Here is a 17,860-nt window from a genome sequence, read left to right on the forward strand (position 1 = left end):
GTCGTAGCCGAGCGTTGGCGCCACATGCCGGATCCGTGGCTCCCAGCGATGCCGTTCGGCCAGATACCCGTCGACGGTGTCGGCGTCGACGACGATGCCGGCGCTCCTCAGCGTTTGCCCGGCGGCGAGGAAGCTCTGGCGCAGCCGCCCGATCGCGGCCCCGCGAGAGCCATTCGCCCGGCGCGCCGGGCCAGCCACATCAGCGCCGAAGCTTCGCCGGGAGCCGCTGCATAGAGCAGGATGTCGGCAGGGAAGGCAGTCTCGTCCCGCATCGCCGCCGCGGCGGTGCCGATGTAGAAGCGAAGATCGATCGCCGGATCCCGTATCGTCGTCGCGACGCGACGCGCCTGGGCGAGCAGCGCGCCGTCGCGATCCACGCCGCGCGCCTCGATTGCGACAAAACCCAGGGCGCGCGCCGATCGGAGCGCCAGCAGCAACAGGCTTGCATCCCCGCAGGCGGCGTCCACAATGCGGATGCTGCGGCGTCCCTCCTCGCGCATCGCCTCGAGGCGCGCGGCCACGACCGGCCAGCGCAGATCCTGCATCGCGGCGCGATCGGCGGCATCGCACAGGGCGTGACGCAATCGAGCCGCCAGGGCGGGTGCCGCGGGCGTGGCGGGAAGCGCAAAGGCATGAGCAAATTGCATCACGCCCTCCCTTACGCGGCCCGCCGGGCGCATTCGTCCGGCGCCGGGGGATCGAAGGAGGTGCTTGCGACGAGCGGCTGCTCCGCCTCCATAAGAGCTGCGCCGGGGAAGGCGTGCCGCTCGGCGCGGGCGAACTGCCACGCCGCTGTGCGGGACACGAACCGCCCTTCCATCAGGCCATGATTTTCCTGGACCAGCCAATGCCCATCACGGTCCTGCCCCACCCACAGGATGGTGGCACCTTGCTCAGGCGCTTCGATGCGGTCAGACACCACGCAAACATACTCCTCACAGGTGCTGGCAACCGGTAGTCAGCAACGGCGAGGTAGAGCGTAAGCGCATTAAGCTTCGAGATCGAACTCGGGAGCGTCGCGTTAGATTTGCATAAACTTGCGTGGGGACAGGAAAGGAGGTGGTCGAATGTCTCATTCTCACATGCCGCTGAACACGGATCGGATGAGCATGGCGAACCTCGGCGAGGCTTGCCGCTTCTGACCTCCCGCTTTCAGTGGTAGGCAATGGAAGGGCCGCTCCAGCAATGGGGCGGCCCTTCGTGCTTTCGGTCAGGTGGGCGGGCTATGGTCCGGCCGTGGAAAGCAGCGCGGTGTGGTAGATGGGAGCCTTGGCCCAGCCGATGCGCTCGGTGCAACGGCGCGACGTGGCGGGCAGGGGTAGTAGACCCTGCCCGCGGGCGGTCAGAACTTGAAGCGCGCACCCAGCGACACGAACCGGCCCTCGTCGCGCACGTCGCGCGCGTAATAGGCCGTTTCGCTATAGTAGCGGTAATTCTCGTAAGGCTGGGCGAGGATGTTGCTCGCCTCGAACGTGAAGGTCACGTTCTTGCTCCATTCGTAGCTGGTCGAAAAGTCGAGCCGGGCGACCGGCCGCGCCAGTTCGCCGGCATATTGGCTCTCGTTGCTGTTGCGGCTGTAGCTGTTCACCCAGCCGCTGCGGCGGTTGTAGGACAGCCGCACCGCCAGCGGACCCTTCTCGTAGAAGCCGGCAAGGTTGTACGTCCATTTGGATACGCCGGTTATCGCGACCATCGGCGCCCCGGTTCCCAACGTTTCCGGCAGGGCGTTCTTGGCATCGAGATAGGTCAGGTTGGCCTGCGCGCCGAACCCGGAGAGCCAGCCTGGCAGGAAGTCGAAAAAGGTCTGGCCGGACAGTTCGAACCCCTGGATCTTGCCCTTGCCGGCATTTTCCGGCTGGGTGAGGCTCACCAGACCGTAATTCCCGTACTGCACGTCGCGGGTATAGGTGTTGATGAAGCCGTTCACGTCGCGCCGGAACACCGCGGCCGAGGCCGAACCGGCGTTGCCGAAATAATATTCCAGGCTGACGTCGTAATTGTCGGAGGTGAGCGGCGTCAGGTTCGGATTGCCGCTGCTCACATAGGCGGCGCGCGTCTCGTTCGGGCTCTTCGTCGGGTTGACGATCGAGATGGTGCGGGTGGGGTTGAGGTCACCGAAGGAGGGGCGGGTGAAGGTGCGGGTCGCGCCCACGCGAAGCTGGAGCTTCGGCGTGATCTTCCACCGCGCCTGGAAGGTCGGCAGCACGTTCACATAGTTCTGCTTGGTGGTCAGCGGCACCAGCGTGACGACGCCGTTGGCATCGGTTTGCTGGAAGGTGCCCGAATAATGGCCGTCGGTGTTGACGATGCGGACGCCCAGCGTGCCGTCCACCGGAACACCGGCCGGCTCGAAGTCGAAGCGGCTTTGCGCATAGGCGGCATAGCTGTTCTCGCTCGCGTCGAACCCGCTACGGGCGGGGATCTGCGCCTCCGGCGTGCTCCAGTTGGCGATGTCGCTGGCCCAGTCGAGCTTCTTCATCGCATCGAGCGAGGCGAGGCGGAGCTTCTCGTAATTGTCGCGAATCCCGTCGCGGCTGGCCGTCAGCCAGTTCTTGAAGGGCTGGACGTCGCCGCGAAAGCCGTCGGTCACCGTTTCCAGCGGCCCGATCGGCAGCGAGGCGAGCGGGAGGGCGAGCGGCGCCGTCCAGGCATAGCGATCGCCCGAGCGGGTACGCGCCGTATGGGTCGTGGCGCGCAGACCGAAATCGAGCCGCTTCACTACCGCCCAGTCGGTATCCAGCTTCACGTCCATCCGCCACTGGGTGCCTGCGCCTTCCGAGCGGCCGCGGCTGTCGTAGAAGCCGCGCCAGATCCAGCTCTTCGGGTCGAGGCCTGCGAAGCCGGGCAGGGCGAACGACACGCCGTTGTCGCGATCGAAGTTGACGTCGACCGTCGGCGACGTGCTGGTCTGCCCGTCGAGGCTGTAGGTCTTCCAGGTGTAGACGCTCTTGGTCCAGGCGCCTTCGCCGGTGATCTCCGCGCGGCCGGTGTTCCATTTGAAGCCGCCGGCATATTGGTAGGTGTCGCCCTGGTCGTTGGTGGTCGAGCGATAGGTCTCGCCGGGCTTGCCGCCGCTCTTGGTCAGGCTGGTGATGCGCGTCGGATCCTTGGGATCGAGCACCACGTTGCTGAATGTCGCCTGCAGCCCGGCGTCGCTGCGGTCGACCAGGTTGGTGCCGAAGCGATCATTGGCATTCTTGCCGCGATAGCCCTGCCACAAACCTTCCAGATACATCTCGAAATTCTGTGCCGGCCGCCATTGGAAGGCGCCGTTGACCGAAGGCCGCACGCGCTTGCCGCGGCTGTAGTAGAGCCCGATCTCGTTCGGCACATGCACGTTGCCGCCGATGCCCGGCGTGGTCACCAGCACGTCGTCCGCCGCGTTGCTGTTGCCGCGGTCGATCGTGGTCACGTCGCTGTTGATGAAGCGGACGGCGTTGCGATAGCGGGTCTGCACCAGCGAGTAGTTCACCAACAGACCGATATCGCCGATACCGGTGTTCCAGCGATCGGAGACCATCAGGTTGTAGGTCGGGTCGATCTTCTTGGTCTGCTCGTTCCAGGCGCCGCGAACGCTGCCGGCGAGTTCCAGCCCCTTGAAGTCGAACGGCCGCCGGGTGCGGACATTGATCAGCCCGGCAAGGCCCGGATCGACGAGATCGGCCGTGGCGGACTTGTAGACTTCGATGCCCGCCAGCGCGCCGGCCGGAAAGTCCTGCAGGTTGGCGCGGCGATTCTCCACGGTGAACAGTTCGCGGCCGTTGAACGTGGTCGTCACGTTGGGCAGGCCGCGCACCAGGATGCCATTGGCCTCGTCGTCGCTGCGCGTCACCTGCACACCCGGCAGGCGGGCAAGCGCCTCGATCGCCTGATTGTCAGGCAATTTGCCGATGTCCTGCGCAACGATGGCATCCAGGATCGATTCTGAATTGCGCTTGAGCTGGCTTGCCGACTGGAGCGACGCGCGCAGGCCGGTAACCAGGATCTGGCCGTCCGTGTCGGCAGCAGGTGCTTCGCTGTCTTGTACTTCGTGAGACTGCGCCATGGCGCAGGGGGCCGAAGCTAGCGTCATCATCGTGCCTGCAAGTAGCGCGATCCGGTGCAATTGCATGTTTCTCATGGAATATTGGTCCCCTTTTGCATGTTTTGGTTCGCTTGGAGATCGGCCGCAGGAAGTGGTGGCGCGAAGCGCGCGGTCCTGCATGGCAAGGTGCAACATCCGCTGTGGCGGCCGACCTAAAACGCTAGGAACTGACGATTTTTGACCGTTTCAACTCGACTCTCCCAGACAGGGCGGCAGCGACGCCTCGGCTGCTTGCCGATCGCGTTCGTCATCCCTGATCACGACGCCGGCCGGCGTGTTCGCCACGCTCCGCCGCATCGCTTCAATTCATATGCAAAAGTTAAATCGCACAGGAGAAAGTTGGAGTCTAGAAGTTTTGTAGGACAAGTACGCATTCAGGCGGACGGCGCCGCGCTTACGGGCGGGGATTTCGGCTGTGGCAGGCGCGACATTCCGGGCCTCTCGCCGGGGTACCATGCGGCACCATTCGCCGTTCCTCGCGTTATCGCTGTGCACGGCTCGTAATCGGATGGCCCTGAACCGTGCCGGTCGACGAAAACGCATCTGCACGTGCTTGACGTTGGCTGGGCAGCGGCAAGATCGCGAGCCAGCGACGGTCGAAGGTCTCACGGGGCGAGTGCGCTGCACTCGCTGCAAGTCGCGTTCGGGAGCAGCGCATGAAGCAGTTGGTTGCCTTCGACCTCGACGGTACGCTCGCCGAAAGCAAGCAGCCGCTCGAGCAGGCCATGGCGGCCCGTCTTAAAGCGCTGCTGGACATCGCCATGGTTGCCATCATTTCCGGCGGCGATTGGAAGCAGTTCGAGGTGCAGGTGATCTCGCGGTTGCCGCCCGAGACGAACCTGGCGCGGCTGTTCATCCTGCCGACCACCGGTGCCAAGCTGTATCGCTTCGCCGACGGCGGCTGGCGGCAGATCTATGCGGACTCCTTCACCGCCGCCGAACGCGCGCAGATCCTGGCGGCGCTGGAGCGTGCCGTCGCCGATGCGGGCCTCCGCCCGGAAAGGCTGTGGGGGCCGCAGATCGAGGATCGCGGCACGCAGATCACCTTCTCGGCGCTGGGGCAGGCGGCGCCGGTCGATGCGAAGAAGGCGTGGGATCCTGACCAGGCCAAACGATCGGCGCTGCAGCGCCGGCTCGCCGACCAGCTGCGGGGCTTCTCGATCAAAATCGGCGGCACGACCTCGATCGACATCACCCGCGAAGGTGTCGACAAGGCCTATGCCATCGATCGGCTGGTCGAACATGCCGCCGTCCCGCGCGCAGCGATCCTGTTCTTCGGAGACGCGATCTATCCGGGCGGCAACGACGACCCGGTACGCGCCGCAGGGATCGACAGCGTGCGCGTGCGGGACCCGGCCGAAACCGTCGCGATCATCGAAGCGCTGGTCGCCTGGAATCGGTAAGTGTGCGCAAGGGGATCAACCCAAATCGGGGCGCCTGAGCGTGATCGTTGCGCCTTGCAGGCCTCCCGCCGTCGCGCGCTACCGTTCGGTAGCGCAGGCGGCAGGCAGGGAAACGCTCACCTGCGCATGGCGGGGTGGGCCGATCGACATCGCCCGATGGGGAAAGGCCCCCGGGGAGAGGATCCGCGGGGGCCTTTTGCTGGGACAGGGGCGCAGGATCAGCCGTCGACGTTGCGCCGGAAGGTTTCGGGCAGGAAGATCAGGCCGAACACCAAGGTTGCCGCCGCCACCACCACGGGGTACCAGAACCCGTAATAGATGTTGCCATTGGCCGCGACCATCGCGAAGCCGATCGCCGGCAGCAGCCCGCCCAGCCAGCCATTGCCGATATGATAGGGCAGCGACATCGAGGTGTAGCGGATGCGGCTGGGGAACAGCTCCACCAGCATCGCCGCGATCGGGCCATAGACCATGGTGACCAGCAGCACGAGGTAGAAGAGCAGCGCCACCACCAGCGGCTTGTTCATTGCCGCGGGATCGGCCTTGGTCGGATAGCCGACCTTGGCGAGCTCGCCGGTGACCGCGGGCTTGGCCGGATCGTTGCCCTTGGCGGGCACCGCCGGCGCGCCGACCACCTGCGCGGTGAAGGCAGCGATCGCCTTTTTGCGCGCGTCGCCGCTCACCTGGCGCGGATCGGGCGCGGTGAACTGCTTGCCGCCGATGGTGATGGTGGCGAGCGTGCCGGGGGCGGCCTTCACATTCTCATAGTTCACGCCGGCCTTGGCGAGCGCGTTCTTGACGATGTCGCAGCTCGTCGTGTCGAACTTGTTCTGGCCTACGGGGTCGAACTGCGACGAGCATTCGCCCGGATCGGCGGTGACGGTGACGGGGGCCGAGGCCAGCGCGCGGGCCAGTGCCGGATTGGCGGCGTTGGTCAGCGCATGGAACACCGGGAACAGGGTGACCGCCGCCAGCGCGCAGCCAGTGAGAATGATCGGCTTGCGGCCGATCTTGTCGGACAGCCAGCCGAAGAACAGGAAGAAGGGGGTCGCCAGCACGAGCGCGGTGATCGCGAGCATGTTGGCGGTGAGCCCGTCGACCTTGAGCATTTTCTCGAGGAAGAACAGCGCGTAGAGCTGGCCGGTATACCAGATCACCGCCTGGCCGGCGATCGCGCCGAAAAACGCGATGAGCACGATCCGCAGGTTCTTCCACTGCCCGAACGCCTCGGTGAGCGGGGCCTTGGAGGCGGTGCCTTCGGCCTTCATCTTCTTGAACACCGGGGACTCGTGCAGCTTCAGCCGCAGCCACAGGCCGACGGCGAGGAACAGGCCGGAGAGCAGATAGGGCACGCGCCAGCCCCACGCCTTGAACGCCTCCTCGCCCACCCCGGTGATCGGCGAGCGGACGGTGATGACGATCAGCAACGCCATGGCGAGCCCGGCGGTGGCGGTGATCTGGATCCAGCTGGTGTAGAAGCCGCGCTTCCCCTCCGGCGCATGCTCGGCGACATAGGTCGCTGCCCCGCCATATTCGCCGCCCAGGGCGAGGCCCTGGAACATGCGCAGCACCACCAGCAGGATCGGCGCGGCGACGCCGGCCGTCTTGTAGGTGGGCAGGCAGCCGACCAGGAAGGTGGAAAGCCCCATCACCAGCAGGGTGATGATGAAGGTGTAGCGCCGCCCGACCATGTCGCCGATCCGCCCGAAGACGAGCGCGCCGAACGGCCGCACGATGAAGCCGGCGGCGAACACCAGCAGCGCCATGATGAACGAGGTGGTGGGGTTGAGCCCGGTGAGGAACTGCGCGGCGATGATCGTCGTCAGCAGCCCGTAGAGATAGAAATCATACCATTCGAACACCGTGCCGAGCGAACTGGCGGTGATCACCAGTTTCTCGCTTCGGGTCGCCTCGTGATGCCGTGGCAAGGCATCGTCAACGCTGGTAGCCATCGCATTCTCTCCTCGTTCGGCGGGTCCGTGCCGCCCGTTGTTCGGACGGTTCGGTTCAGAACCCGTATTTTGCGGCGAACTCCACTCGATCCAGGCGCCCCTTCTGCCCGGAAACCAGCTCGCGTTCGCCGTGGCGAACTTCGATGCCGAGATCGACATTCTTGACCGGCGAATAAAACAGGTTCCCTGCAACGCTGAAGGCGCGCTTGTTGTACGCGGCGATACTGGCAAGCGGCAGCGCGCTTGCATAGTCGACCTGTTGGAAAGATCCGATCAGGTTCGCACGCAACTGGGCGGCCAGCGGCACCCGCACCGCCACCAGGCCGGCCAGCACCTTGACATGCTCGAGACGGCTGCTCGCGGAGACGAGGACGGCGTCGGGCGCGAAGTTCAGCCCGACATAGCGGCTGATATCTCGGCCATAGGTGAGCATCGCGCGCAGATCGGCCGATTTGGCGGTGTTGAGCCACAGCTTGCCGGCCGCGGACACGCCATAGCCTGTCTGGGTAAGGCCGGTGCCGCTCGCCTCCACCCGCACTTGGCGGACAAGACCTGCCAGCGACACCTCGCCACGCCTTCCGGCAAGGTTCAGCCGCACGGTGGCGTCGGGCAGATGATCGGTGCCGTTTTCGACCAGCGCCGGGGCGGCGAGCGTGGCGGTGGCGCTTTCCGGATTTTCCACCGCCACGCTGAGCGTCGCGGCCTTGGACAGCGGCGCGGTGTAGCGGATCTGCGGCTGGCGGACGAAGACGGTGCCTTCGGTGGCGCCGACATAGTCGGTGCTTTCGGGCAGCGCGCCGACATATTGGAAATTGGTCCATTCCTGGCCGACCAGCAGGCGATCGACCTGCAGCCAGGCGCGGCGCAGCGCCAGCGTATAGCCGTTGGTGGTGCGCTGCGATCCGCCGCCGGTGATCGCCGGGGCGGCGTTCGAATCGACCTGGAAGTCGGTCTCGACATAGCCCAGCACCCGGTGCCCGGCGACGCTGGAAGCCAGGTTGAGCGCGAGCCGCGTCTGCTTGGCGCCGAAATCGGTATCGGTGGTGCCCTTGGCGCCGCCGACCGGGATGGTCTGCGGCAGGTAGAAGTCGCGGCCGAGCGAATTGGTGGCCACCGCGCCGTTGGCGAAGTGGCTGCTCGCGGCGACCAGCTTCACGAAGCCGGTAAGCTTGATGGTGGTATTGCCGCTGCGCATGCCCTCCGGTACGGGCTTCGCCTCCAGCGCGGCGAGCTTGGCGGCGGTTGCGTCGCTCTTGGCAACCGCGGCCTTGGCGGCGTCGGCGAGCTGTGCCGCCCGTGCGGCACTGGCAACGCTCTCGGCATCGGCCTGGGCCCGGCTCGTCTGGAGCGCGGTGCGCAGCTCGGCGAGTTCGGCTTCCATCTTCGCGAGCCGCGCTTCGAGCGCCGCTTCGCGTGCGCTCGGCTTGCCGCGCTCCTGCGCCTGCGCCGGCGACAGGAGCGCGGTCGCACCCAGCAACGCCGCCACCAGGGCGGTCTTCGACCTTGACATGCTACTCTCCCAACAACGTTTTTTCTTTCGCCGACTGTCCCGCAATCGAGACGTTGCCGACAGCGGGACCATGGTCGGGGAGGGGCGACGATGGTCGGGGGTCCGGGCGCGCGGTGGCAGGGCTATGCAGCGGGAAAGCGCGGCGACCCGAACCCCGCCGCCCGCACGCGAAGGAGAGCGCCATGCCTGAAGCCATCCACCCCGTGCCCGAAGCCTGGGCGAAGAACGCGCTGATCAATGCCGATCGCTATGCCAAGCTCTACCGCCAGTCGGTGGAGGATCCGGACGGCTTCTGGCGGCAGGAGGCGCAGCGGCTCGACTGGAGCACGCCGTTCACGCGGGTACAGCGGACCAGCTTCGACGAAGCCGATTTCGGCATCCGCTGGTTCGAGGACGGCGCGCTCAACATCGCAGCCAACTGCCTCGACCGGCATCTCGCGGTGCGCGGTGATGCGATCGCGATCCTGTGGGAAAGCGACGATCCCGCAGAGCCCGAGCGGCGGATCAGCTATCGCCAGCTCCACGCCGAGGTGTGCCGCTTCGCCAATCTGCTCAAGGCGCGCGGCGTGGGCCGCGGGGACCGGGTGACGCTGTATCTGCCGATGGTGCCCGAGGCGGCGGTGGCGATGCTCGCCTGCGCGCGGATCGGCGCGATCCACTCGATCGTCTTCGCCGGCTTCTCGCCCGATGCGCTGGCGGGGCGCATCCTCGATTGCGGCTCGCGGCTGGTGGTGACCGCCGACGAGGGGCTTCGCGGCGGGCGGCGGGTGCCGCTCAAGGCCAATGTCGACGAGGCGCTGAGCCATTGCCCCGATGTCGACAGCGTCATCGTGCTTCGCCGCACTGGAGCGGACGTGGCCATGCAGGCCGGGCGTGACGTCGATTGGCACGAAGGCGTGGCAGGCCAATCCGCTGAGTGCCCGCCCGAGGCGATGAACGCCGAGGACCCGCTGTTCATCCTCTATACCTCGGGCTCCACCGGCAAGCCCAAGGGCGTGCTGCACACCACCGGCGGCTACGCGGTGTGGGCGTCGATGACGCACCAATATGTGTTCGACTATCGCCCGGGGCAGATCTTCTGGTGCGCGGCGGATATCGGCTGGGTCACCGGGCACAGCTATGTCGTCTACGGCCCGTTGATCAACGGCGCGACCACGGTGATGTTCGAAGGCGTGCCCAACTGGCCCGATCCCTCGCGCTTCTGGCAGGTGGTCGACAAGTTCGCCGTGGAGATCTTCTACGGCGCCCCCACGGCGCTGCGCGCGCTGATGCGCGAAGGCGATCACTGGGTGCAGAAGACCCGCCGGTCGTCGCTCCGGCTGCTCGGTTCGGTCGGCGAGCCGATCAACCCGGAGGCATGGGAATGGTATCACCGCGTCGTCGGGGGGGGGCGCTGCCCGATCGTCGATACCTGGTGGCAGACCGAAACCGGCGCGGCCATGATCACCCCGCTGCCGGGGGCGACCGATCTCAAGCCAGGATCGGCGAGCAAGCCGATGTTCGGCGTCGCCCCGCAACTGGTCGACGGCGAGGGCAAGGTGCTGGAAGGCGCGACCGAGGGTTGCCTGGTGCTCACCCAGAGCTGGCCGGGCCAGATGCGCGGGGTGTGGGGCGATCCCGAGCGCTTCTTCCAGACCTATTTCACCACCTTTCCCGGCAAATATTTCACCGGCGACGGCTGCCGCCGCGACGCCGACGGCTATTACTGGATCACCGGCCGCATCGACGACGTGATCAACGTCTCCGGCCACCGCATGGGAACCGCCGAGATCGAAAGCGCGCTGGTTGCGCACGAAGCGGTGGCCGAGGCGGCGGTGGTCGGCATGCCGCACGCGATCAAGGGGCAGGGCATCTATGCCTATGTCACCACCAATGCCGAAGTGGAACCGGACGAAGCGCTGCGCCGCGCACTGGTGCAATGGGTGCGCCACGAGATCGGGCCGATCGCCACGCCCGACGTGATCCAGTTCGCGCCGAGCCTGCCCAAGACTCGGAGCGGCAAGATCATGCGGCGCATTCTGCGCAAGATCGCCGAGAACGAAACCTCCAATCTAGGGGATATTTCTACCTTGGCGGATCCGTCGGTGGTCGCCACGTTGATCGCCGGCCGTCCGCAACTAGCGGAGGCCTGAACCGGAGGGGAAGTTGGGCAGCGCCATCCTGATCGCCGACGATCACCCGCTGTATCGCCAGGCGCTGCATCTGGCGGTCAGCCGGGTGCGGCCCGAGGCGCGGGTGGTGGAGGCCGGGACACTCGCCGCTGCCGCGCGCATGGTGGAGGAGGTTCGGTCAGTGGGCGACGGGCTGGACCTGATCCTGCTCGATCTGAAGATGCCGGGCGCGGTAGGCTATTCGGGGATCGCGCTGCTCCACGCCGAATGCCCGGGCGTGCCGATCCTGGTCGTCTCCAGCGCCGAGGGTGCGGCGGCGGCCGGGGAAGCGCGGGCGTTCGGCGCGATTGGTTTCCTGCGCAAGGACAGCGATCTCGGCGCGATCGAAGCGGCGATCGCCAAGGCGCTCAACGGGCGGGCAGCGCCGGCTGGTGCCCCCGCCGATGCCGAACTGGCGCCGGTGCGCGAAACCGTGGCGAAGCTCACCCCCACCGAACTGAAGGTGCTGCTGGCGGTGCTCGACGGCCAGCTCAACAAGCAGATCGCCCACGGGCTGGGCATCAGCGAGGCGACAGTGAAGGCGCACATGACGGTGATCATGCGCAAGCTCGACGTGCGCAACCGCACCCAGGCGGCGCTGGTCGCCCGCTCGCTAGGGCTGGACCTGCGCCACTGAGAAAGGGCGGCTTGGCTGCCGGTGGTTGTCGGACCGCTGCTATCGTTCTGCCTCCGATGGGGCGCCCCGCCATCTACGCTTACACCCCATCCAGAAAGCGGCGCAGGGCCTCCGGGTCGATCGGCTTGGCGTAGAGGCTGACATTGGCGGCGGCGGCTTGCGCCACCAGCGAAGCGCCGTTTTCGGCGGTGACCAGCGCCGCCGGCAGCCCCGGGCGCGTCTCGCGCAGCGCCGCGATCAGCGCCAGCCCGTCGAGGCTATTCTCGCCCAGCCGCAGATCGGCGATCACCGCGTCGAAGGGGCCTGGCGCCGCCCGTGCGGTTGCGCTGTCCTGTGCGGCGATGGGCACATGCCCCAGCTGGCGCAGCAGCGTCACGCTCGCCTCGACGATGCCGGGATCGTCGTCGACCACCAGCAGCCGCAGCGACCGGCCGGAGGATGCCGGCGGCGCCGCGATTGCGGCCACCGGCGCCGGCGCGGCACCGCCGGGCAGGCGCAGGCTGAACCGGCTGCCCCGCCCCGGCACCGAGCGGACCTCGACCGTGCCGCCGAGCAGCCGGGCGATGCGCACGACCAGCGCCAGCCCCAGCCCCTGGCCCTCGACGTCGACCATGCCCAGCCGAGTGAACTCGCCGAAAATGCTGCCGATCTGGTCCTCCGGGATGCCGACGCCGCTATCGACCACGTCAATCCGCCAGTCGCCACCCCGTCGCCGCACGCCGATCAGCACGCCGCCCTTGGCCGTATAGCGCACCGCATTGACCAGCAGGTTCTGGATCACCGAGCGTACCAGCCCGGAATCGCTGTGGATCGCGCCGGGCAGCGGGCCGATCCGCAGCTTCAGCCCCTTGGCCTCGGCCATCGGCCGCAGTTCCTCGGCAAGCTCGGTCAGCAAGGGGGCGAGGGCGATCGTCTCAAGGGCCGGCTGCACCCCGCCGGCATCGAGCTTGCTGATGTCGAGCAGCGCGCGCAGCAACTCCTCGGCGCCGCGGATCGAGCCGTCGAGCCGGGCGAGGATCGGCCGCATCGTCGGCGCGATGTCGCGCTCCAGCGCCGCCGCGAACAGCCGCGCGGCGTGGAGCGGCTGGAGCAGGTCGTGGCTCGCAGCGGCGAGGAAGCGGGTCTTGTCGCGATCGGCCTCGGCGAGCCGGCGATTGGCCTCGGAGAGTTCGTGGGTGCGGGCCTCGACGCGATCCTCCAGCGCCTCCAGCGTCTCGCGCAGCGCGGCGCGGGCGCGGGCCTCGCTGGTCACGTCGGTGAAGCTCATCACATAGCCCCCGCCGGGCATCGGCCCGCCCACGGTCTTGATCACCCGCCCGTCGGCGCGGGTCCGCTCGAAGCTGTGCTCCAGCCCGCGGCGGAGATGTTCGAGCCGCTTCTCGACGTGGAAATCGGCCCCGCCCGGCCCGAAGTCGCCCCGCCGGGCATTGTGGCGGATGAGCTCGGCGACCGGCACGCCCACGCGCACCATCCCCTCGGGATAATCGAACAGTTCGAGATAGCGGCTGTTCCAGGCGACGAGGTGGAGATCGGCGTCGACCACGCTGACCCCGGCATCCATATTCTCGAAGGTGGCGGCGAGCAGCGCGCGCGAGAAGCGCAGCGACTGGCCGCCTTCGTCGAGCAGGCGGGTGACCTGGTCGAGCCGCATCGTGCCCCCGGAGAGCGCCGAGGCGATTAGCGCGCGGGCGGACGAGGCGCCGATCACCCGGGCGATCAGTTCCTGCGCGCGCCGCGCCGCCTTGCCATCGATGCGCTGGTCGCTCTCCTCGGCGAATTCGGCGAGCGCGCGTTCTTCGCCCACGAAGCTGGCGGTCAGCCGGCGCAGTTCTCCGATCGTCGTGATCCGCCGCTGGTCGCGCAGGAAGCGGGGCATGGCAGGGGGGCCCATCCTTCGGGCAGCGAGCACCGCAAAGGCGAGCAGGTTGCCGCCCAGGCTCCACAGCACGCCGTGCACCAGCGGCGAGAGCCCCTGCACGCCGAGCAGCGCCAGCGGATCGAGCAGCGTGCCGGCCAGCGCGTCGAGCATCGCCTGAGGCAGCACCGGCGGCAAGGCCAGCGTGTAGAGCCACAACAGCATGCCGGTCGCCAGGCTGGCGCGGGCGGCAAGCGGATCATTGTCGCGGCGGAGTGCGGCGAGGATCAGATGGGGGGTATATTGCGCGGTCGCGGCAAAGGCGATCAGGCCGATCGAGGCGAGCGAGTTGCGCGCCGAGATCGCCAGCCCCCAGCCTAGCGCGGCGAGCATCACCGCCGCGATCGAGGCGCGCCGCACCGCCAGCATCCGCCGCCCGATCCGCCCGGCGCCATCTGGCAGTCCGCGCCGGAGCATGCTGGGGAAGATCAGGTCGTTCGATACCATGGTGGCCAGCGCATTGGCCTCCACCACCGCCATCGAGGCGGCGGCGCTGATCCCGCCGACCAGCGCGATGCTGAGCACCAGCGGCGATCCGATCGCGGCAGGCAGCGCCAGCACATAGACGTCGGGCGCCGTCGTCGGCGGCAGCACCGTCAGCCCCGCCAGCGCGATCGGCAGCACCAGCACCGCCATCAGCGCGATATAGGCCGCGAAGCCGAAGCGCGCGCGGACCAGGTCGCCGGGGCCCCGCGCTTCCACCAGCCCCATGTAGAATTGGCGCGGCAGCCCGAGGATCGCCAGCGCGGCGATCAGCCCGATCACCAGCGTATCGATCGAAAGATGCTCGGCGCGGAACAGCGCGGCGAAGCGCGCCACGCCGGCAAGCGCGCGCTGTTCGCCCTGGCGGAGGATCACGTGCACCGCGAGCAGCGTCACCGCCAGCAGCGCGAGCAGTTTCACCAGCGAATCGAGGCCGATCGCATAGAGCAACCCTTCGCTGCGCCCGGCCAGTTCGAAGCGACGCGCGCCGTACAGGATGGCGAACAGCGCCAGCAGCACCGCCGCCGCGATCATCACCGGCTGCTCGAGCGCGACGCCCGATCCGATGCGGAGCGCGATGCCGATCGACCGCAGCTGCAGGGCGACATAGGGGACCGAGCCGAGCAGCGCGATCACCGTCACCAGTCGGGCGACGACGATGTCGCTGCCGAAGCGCGCGGCGATGAAATCGGACACGGTGGTCGCCCGCTCGGCCGACACCGCTTCGCCCAGCCGCCGGAAGAAGCCTGGCGCGAACAGCAGCGCGAAAATGGGGGCGGCGTAGATCGGCAGATAGTTCCAGCCGTCGCGCGCCACGCTGCCCACTGCGCCGTAGAAGGTCCAGCTGGAACAATAGACGCCAAGCGCCAGCGTATAGGCGGCGGTACGGAGCGGCGATCGGGCGGCAAGTGCCGCGCGGCGCTCGGCGATCGCCGCCACGCAGAACAGTGCGAGCACCAGTCCCAACGCCAGCAGCGCGGCGGCCCCAGGGCCGATCATCGTGTGCCCCCTCCTTCTCCCGCGCGCCTCGCAGGCGGGGTGTTCTGGTTCGTGCGGGCAACCTTACATGTTCCGGATGGCGCGTCGAGCCCGCCGGACGCGTTGCGAACGACTGGCATGGACCATGCTTCCTTCCCGACATGACCGATAGCGTGCTTGCGCCCTCGCCCCTCCTCTTGCCGGCATTCGAGATCGCCGTCCGCCTGCGGCTCGGCGCGACCGAAATCGTCTGCCACTGCAGCACCGGACCAGGCGTGACGGCCTTGTTCGGTCCCTCCGGCGCCGGCAAGACGAGCGTGCTCAACATGGTCGCCGGGTTGCGGCGGCCGGACGCAGGGCGCATTGCCGTTGCGGGGCAGGTGCTGTTCGACAGCGCCCTGCGTGTCAACGTGCCTCCCGAGCGCCGCCGCGCCGGCTACATCTTCCAGGAGGCGCGGCTGTTTCCCCATCGCCGGGTGATCGACAACCTCCTGTACGGCGCCAGGACCTCCGGCGAGCGCGTGCTGTCGCTCGACGATACCGTCGATTTCCTCGGGATCGGCCACCTGCTTGCGCGCTGGCCCGCCACGCTATCAGGCGGGGAGGCGCAACGTGTCGCCATTGGCCGGGCATTGCTCAGCGCGCCGCGCTTCCTGCTGATGGACGAGCCGCTCGCGGCGCTCGACGCAGACCGTCGCGCGGAGATCCTGCCGGTGATCGAGCGGATCCGCGACGAACTGCGCCTGCCGATCCTCTATGTGAGCCACGATGCTGCGGAAGTCGCGCGCCTCGCCACCGACCGGGTCCCGATTTCCCTGCCGTCGCGTCGCGAACCGGACATTCGTGGCGGTCGCTTTGTCGCATTCCGTACACGCGGGGCGCCGTCGTTCGTCGCGAACACCCCGACGGCGGCATTGGCATCCTGCTTGCAGAGCTTGGCGCGACAATGGGCGAGAGCGAGGCGCGCGGCATGGCGATGGACGGCGAGGAGATCGAGCGACGGATCAAGGCAGCGCTGCCCGACGCCGAGGTGATCATGGTCGACCTCGCCGGCGATGGCGACCATTGGGGCGCCCGCGTCACTTCCGCCGCCTTCGCGGGAAAGAGCCGCGTGCAGCAGCACAAGCTCGTCTATGCCGCGATCGGCCCCACCGTCGGAGGCGACCTCCACGCGCTCGCGCTCCAGACTTTCCTTCCAGCCTGAACCACGGGAGCGCGCATCATGTCGACCAGGGAACGCATCGCAGAGATCATCGCCGCCGATCCGATCGTATTGTTCATGAAGGGGACGCCAGCGCTGCCGAAATGCGGCTTCTCGGCCGCCGCCGTCCAGGTGCTGGCGCAGCTGCAGGTGCCCTATCAGGCGGTGGATGTGCTGGCCGACATGGCGATCCGTGAGGGGATCAAGGCATATTCCGACTGGCCGACGATCCCGCAGCTCTATGTTCGCGGCGATTTCGTCGGCGGCTGCGACATCGTCCGCGAGATGTATGCCAGCGGCGAGCTGCAGACGATGCTCGCCCCGCAGGACGCGGCCTGAGCGATGGAACTGCCCGAGGAACTGACGCCGCTCTACAAACGCCATGTCTTCGCCTGCGCGACGCAGCGGCCGACGACGCACCCGCGCGGCAGCTGCGGGGCGAGCGGCGCGCAACCGCTCTGGGAGCATCTGGGCAAGCGCATCGGGGCAGAGGGGCTGCAGCAGGCGGTGGGCTTCACGCTCGCCGGCTGCTTCGGCTTCTGCTCGGCGGGGCCGCTGCTGGTGATCTATCCCGAAGGCGTCTGGTACCGACCCCAAAGCATCGCCGATGTCGATGCGATCGTCGAGGCGCATCTCAAGGGGGATCGGCTCGAAGCCGAACAGGTCGTGGTGCTGTCCCGCTGACCGCGGGCGACGAGAAGGGGGAGAAGCCAATGCTGAAGACCAGTGCCCGCAACATGCTGCCGACGGTGGTGACGTCGATTGCCCATGGCGGCGTCAATGCCGAAGTGGGGCTGCTGCTGGGGGAGCAGACCGTGCTCGATGCGATCATCACCAATCGCAGCGTCGAGCGGCTCGGGCTGAAGCCGGGCGGCAAGGTAAGGGCGCTGATCAAGTCGAGCTCGGTGATCCTGGCCGAGTCGACGCCGGGGCTGTTGCTGTCGGCGCGCAACCAGCTCGGCGGCACGGTGACCGAGGTGCGTGAGGGGCCGGTCAGCGCCGAGGTGCTCGTCGACATCGGTGGCGGGACGACCATCGTCGCGGTGGTGACGACGCACAGCGCCGCCGATCTCGGGATCGCGCCGGGCAAGCCCATCGTGTGCTGCGTGAAGGCCTCCAGCATCATCCTGGCGGTGGAAGGCTAGCAGCGCCGCAGTCGGCACCGGATTGCGGATGCGCGCAGTCTTCCCGCGCATCGGCAATCTCGGTGCCGGCAAGCCGCGCGATATCGAAGCCTGCACGGCAGTGCCCGTCGATCTCGAGCAGCGGGCGGCGGATCAGCAGCGGGTCGGCCACCATCAGGGCGAGGGCGGCTTCCGCCGTCAGCGCGGTGGGTAGGACTTCCCCGTTCTTCACCCTTGGCGCGGCGCGATTGAACCATTCGGCCACCGGCAGCGCACCAAAGAAGGCGCGCAGGCGCTCGGCGGTCCAGGGCTCGGCGAGAAGGTCCCTCGCCTCGACCAGGTGCCCGGCCGCGAGCAGCATGGCGCGCTGCCGGGTGTTGGTGCGGCAGCCGGGCTTCTGGTAGAAGATGATGCGCGCCACGG

At 67.9% G+C, this 17,860-nt stretch carries 14 protein-coding genes and 1 pseudogene; 8 read left to right on the forward strand and 7 right to left on the reverse strand.

The annotated features are described in order from the left end of the window. Positions 1–107: 107 nt before the first annotated feature. The 3 genes from SAZ01S_RS00525 to SAZ01S_RS00535 all read right to left on the reverse strand — a co-directional run bounded on the left by SAZ01S_RS00525 (position 108) and on the right by SAZ01S_RS00535 (position 4,075). Positions 108–647 (reverse strand): SAM-dependent methyltransferase, encoded by a 540-nt coding sequence (locus tag SAZ01S_RS00525; protein ID WP_139809858.1) that lies wholly within the window; start codon positions 645–647, stop codon positions 108–110. An 11-nt stretch (positions 648–658) separates the two neighbouring features. Continuing rightward, on the reverse strand, positions 659–919 hold the full coding sequence (locus tag SAZ01S_RS00530; RefSeq protein ID WP_245824455.1) for a hypothetical protein: 261 nt from the start codon (positions 917–919) through the stop codon (positions 659–661). Positions 920–1,342: 423 nt separating this feature from the next. Further along, positions 1,343–4,075, reverse strand: a complete 2,733-nt coding sequence (locus SAZ01S_RS00535; protein WP_245824457.1) for a TonB-dependent receptor — start codon at positions 4,073–4,075, stop codon at positions 1,343–1,345. Between the two features lie 665 nt (positions 4,076–4,740). Here SAZ01S_RS00535 and SAZ01S_RS00540 point away from each other — a divergent pair. Further along, entirely contained in the window at positions 4,741–5,487 is a 747-nt protein-coding gene (locus SAZ01S_RS00540) for an HAD-IIB family hydrolase (RefSeq protein ID WP_084578982.1), read from the forward strand. A gap of 218 nt (positions 5,488–5,705) precedes the next feature. Here SAZ01S_RS00540 and SAZ01S_RS00545 read toward each other — a convergent pair whose 3' ends face one another. Both SAZ01S_RS00545 and SAZ01S_RS00550 read right to left on the reverse strand, forming a co-directional pair. Continuing rightward, complete coding sequence (locus SAZ01S_RS00545) at positions 5,706–7,439, reverse strand: MFS transporter (RefSeq protein ID WP_084578984.1); 1,734 nt, start codon at positions 7,437–7,439, stop codon at positions 5,706–5,708. Between the two features lie 55 nt (positions 7,440–7,494). Then, on the reverse strand, positions 7,495–8,949 hold the full coding sequence (locus SAZ01S_RS00550) for a DcaP family trimeric outer membrane transporter (RefSeq protein ID WP_084578986.1): 1,455 nt from the start codon (positions 8,947–8,949) through the stop codon (positions 7,495–7,497). Between the two features lie 182 nt (positions 8,950–9,131). Between SAZ01S_RS00550 and acs the strand changes: the two genes are divergently transcribed. Further along, positions 9,132–11,081, forward strand: coding sequence for an acetate--CoA ligase (acs, locus tag SAZ01S_RS00555; protein WP_084578988.1), 1,950 nt, complete (start codon positions 9,132–9,134; stop codon positions 11,079–11,081). Between the two features lie 13 nt (positions 11,082–11,094). Next, positions 11,095–11,736, forward strand: coding sequence for a response regulator transcription factor (locus tag SAZ01S_RS00560; protein WP_084578990.1), 642 nt, complete (start codon positions 11,095–11,097; stop codon positions 11,734–11,736). A gap of 79 nt (positions 11,737–11,815) precedes the next feature. Here the strand turns inward: SAZ01S_RS00560 and SAZ01S_RS00565 are convergent, their stop codons facing one another. Then, on the reverse strand, positions 11,816–15,133 hold the full coding sequence (locus tag SAZ01S_RS00565; RefSeq protein WP_084578992.1) for a hybrid sensor histidine kinase/response regulator: 3,318 nt from the start codon (positions 15,131–15,133) through the stop codon (positions 11,816–11,818). Between the two features lie 140 nt (positions 15,134–15,273). On the opposite strand from SAZ01S_RS00565, the pseudogene SAZ01S_RS00570 reads away from it, so the two are divergent. The 5 genes and pseudogenes from SAZ01S_RS00570 to SAZ01S_RS00590 all read left to right on the forward strand — a co-directional run. Then, positions 15,274–15,924: pseudogene (locus SAZ01S_RS00570) on the forward strand (molybdenum ABC transporter ATP-binding protein); the annotation flags it as partial. Between the two features lie 158 nt (positions 15,925–16,082). Next, a complete protein-coding gene (locus SAZ01S_RS00575; RefSeq protein WP_084578996.1) occupies positions 16,083–16,316 on the forward strand; it encodes a BolA family protein in 234 nt (77 codons plus the stop codon). 18 nt (positions 16,317–16,334) lie between these two features. Then, complete coding sequence (grxD, locus tag SAZ01S_RS00580) at positions 16,335–16,652, forward strand: Grx4 family monothiol glutaredoxin (RefSeq protein ID WP_084578998.1); 318 nt, start codon at positions 16,335–16,337, stop codon at positions 16,650–16,652. 3 nt (positions 16,653–16,655) lie between these two features. Next, positions 16,656–16,997 carry a (2Fe-2S) ferredoxin domain-containing protein gene (locus SAZ01S_RS00585; protein ID WP_084579000.1) on the forward strand — a complete coding sequence of 114 codons (342 nt, stop codon included), beginning with the start codon at positions 16,656–16,658 and terminating at the stop codon, positions 16,995–16,997. Positions 16,998–17,026: 29 nt separating this feature from the next. Further along, complete coding sequence (locus tag SAZ01S_RS00590) at positions 17,027–17,458, forward strand: TOBE domain-containing protein (protein ID WP_084579002.1); 432 nt, start codon at positions 17,027–17,029, stop codon at positions 17,456–17,458. On the opposite strand, the gene SAZ01S_RS00595 is transcribed toward SAZ01S_RS00590, so the two are convergent. After that, positions 17,436–17,858 carry an ArsC/Spx/MgsR family protein gene (locus SAZ01S_RS00595; RefSeq protein ID WP_084579004.1) on the reverse strand — a complete coding sequence of 141 codons (423 nt, stop codon included), beginning with the start codon at positions 17,856–17,858 and terminating at the stop codon, positions 17,436–17,438. The genes SAZ01S_RS00590 and SAZ01S_RS00595 overlap by 23 nt on opposite strands. Between the last annotated feature and the right edge of the window lie 2 nt (positions 17,859–17,860).

It is taken from the genome of Sphingomonas azotifigens NBRC 15497, assembly GCF_002091475.1.
GTDB lineage: Bacteria > Pseudomonadota > Alphaproteobacteria > Sphingomonadales > Sphingomonadaceae > Sphingomonas > Sphingomonas azotifigens.